1 protein-coding gene is annotated in these 1,940 nt (G+C 73.5%); it reads left to right on the top strand.

The window, feature by feature from the left end:
• Window positions 1-1,940 (top strand): BTAD domain-containing putative transcriptional regulator (locus MCM47_RS39875; protein ID WP_238951738.1); only part of this gene is annotated, 1,940 nt, incomplete at both ends.

The raw sequence follows: 1,940 nt of genomic DNA on the forward strand, positions 1-1,940 counted from the left end.
GCAGGAGGCGCACGAGCTGCTGCTGCAGGCACTCGGCCTCTTCAGCGGACGCCCGCTGACCGGCGTCCCCGGGCCGTACGCCGAGGCGCAACGGCTCCGCCTGGGCGAGCGCCGGATCGCCGTCGCCGAGGAGCGGTGCACCGCCGCCCTCGACATCGGCCTGCACGCCGAGGTGGTCGGCGAGCTGAACTCGCTCACCGCCGAGCACCCGCTGCGCGAGCGCCTGCGCGAACTGCTGATGCTGGCGCTCTACCGCTGCGGGCGCCAGGCGGAGGCCCTCGGCGTCTACACCGACACCCGGAAGCTGCTGATCGACGAGCTCGGCGTCGAACCCGGCGCCGGCCTGTCGGCCATGCACGCGCGGATCCTCGCCGCAGACCCGACGCTGACTCCCACCGGCGCGCCCGCCACCCCCGTCCGCGAGGACGGTCCGGTCACGCCACCTCCGCCGGCCCAGCTCCCGGCCGACGTCTCCGACTTCAGCGGACGGGAGGGGCTGGTCGCCGAGCTGTCCTCCGTCCTGATGAACGCCACCGGGCAGGCGGTCGTGGTGACGTCGCTCGCCGGCATCGGCGGCGTCGGGAAGACCACGCTCGCCGTCCACGTGGCCCACCGGGTGCGGGCCGAGTTCCCGGACGGGCAGCTGTACGTCGACCTCCGCGGCGCCGGGGCGTCGCCTGCCGACCCGGCGGTCGTCCTCGGCGACTTCCTGCACGTTCTCGGCGTCACCGAGAATCCCGACTCCCTCGAACAGCGTGCGGCCCTCTACCGCTCGCTGCTCGCCAGCCGGCGGATGCTGATCCTGCTCGACAACGCCCAGGACGCCGAGCAGATCCGACCGCTCATCCCGGGGGTGTCCGGCTGCGCCGTGCTCGCCACCAGCCGTGGCCGGCTCGCCGGCATCCCGGGCGCGCACCTGGTGGACGTCGAGGAACTCACTCCGCAGGAGGCGCTGGCCCTCTTCTCGGCCATCGTCGGCGAACAGCGCGTCGCCGCCGAGCCCGAGGCCTCGATGGCGGTCGTGACGGCCTGCGGCTTCCTCCCCCTCGCCGTCCGCATCGCGGCAGCCCGGCTGGCCAGCCGGCCCAGGTGGAGCGTCTCGGACCTGGCCCGCCGGTTAGCCGACCAACGGCGCCGGCTGGACGAGCTCCAGCTCGGAAACCTCGCGGTGGAGACCACGATCGGCCTCGGATACGGACAGCTGTCCCCGGCCGAGGCGCGTGCCTTTCGACTGCTCTCGCTGATCGACTCCCCCGACATCCCGCTCGCGGCCGCCGCCGCGCTGCTCGGCGTGGACGAGACCACCGCCGAGGACCTCGCCGAGGCCCTGGTCGAGGCCAACATGCTGGAGTGCTTCACGCCGGGGCGCTACCGGTACCACGACCTGCTCCGGCTCTATGCGCAGCGCCAGAACGAGCGCACCGGCGACGCCGAGGAACAGCGGCTGGCCATGCTGCGCCTGCTCGACCTCCTGTTGGCCACCGTCTCCAACGCAGCCCGCGCGATCGAGCCGGACGACCAGTTCCCCGACCCGCTGAACCCACCGGCGTCGACCGGCCTGGCACTGGCGACGAGCGAGGCCGCACGGGGCTGGCTCCGCGCCGAGAACGCGCTGATCCTCGGGGCCGTGGAAGCCGCGACGGACGGGCCGCGAGAACTGCGGTACCCGGCGGTCGACCTGCTGATCCTGCTGAACAGCCTGGGCGCGGACCCGACGCACGGGCCCCGGGTCCGTCGGGCCCTGGAGATCGCGGGCCAGAACGCCGGCGACGACCGCGAAGCGCTCGCCCGCGTCCACTTCGCCATCGGTGCCCTTCAAGGTCTCACCAGCGACTTCCAGGGTGCGGAGCACTCCCTGCGCCGGAGCCTCGAGTTCCAGGCGACGGACGACACCGTGCTCCGGTCGGCCGCCACCAACATGCTCGGGATCATCCTCAGTA

The organism is Kitasatospora sp. A2-31, from assembly GCF_022288725.1.
Lineage (GTDB): Bacteria > Actinomycetota > Actinomycetes > Streptomycetales > Streptomycetaceae > Kitasatospora.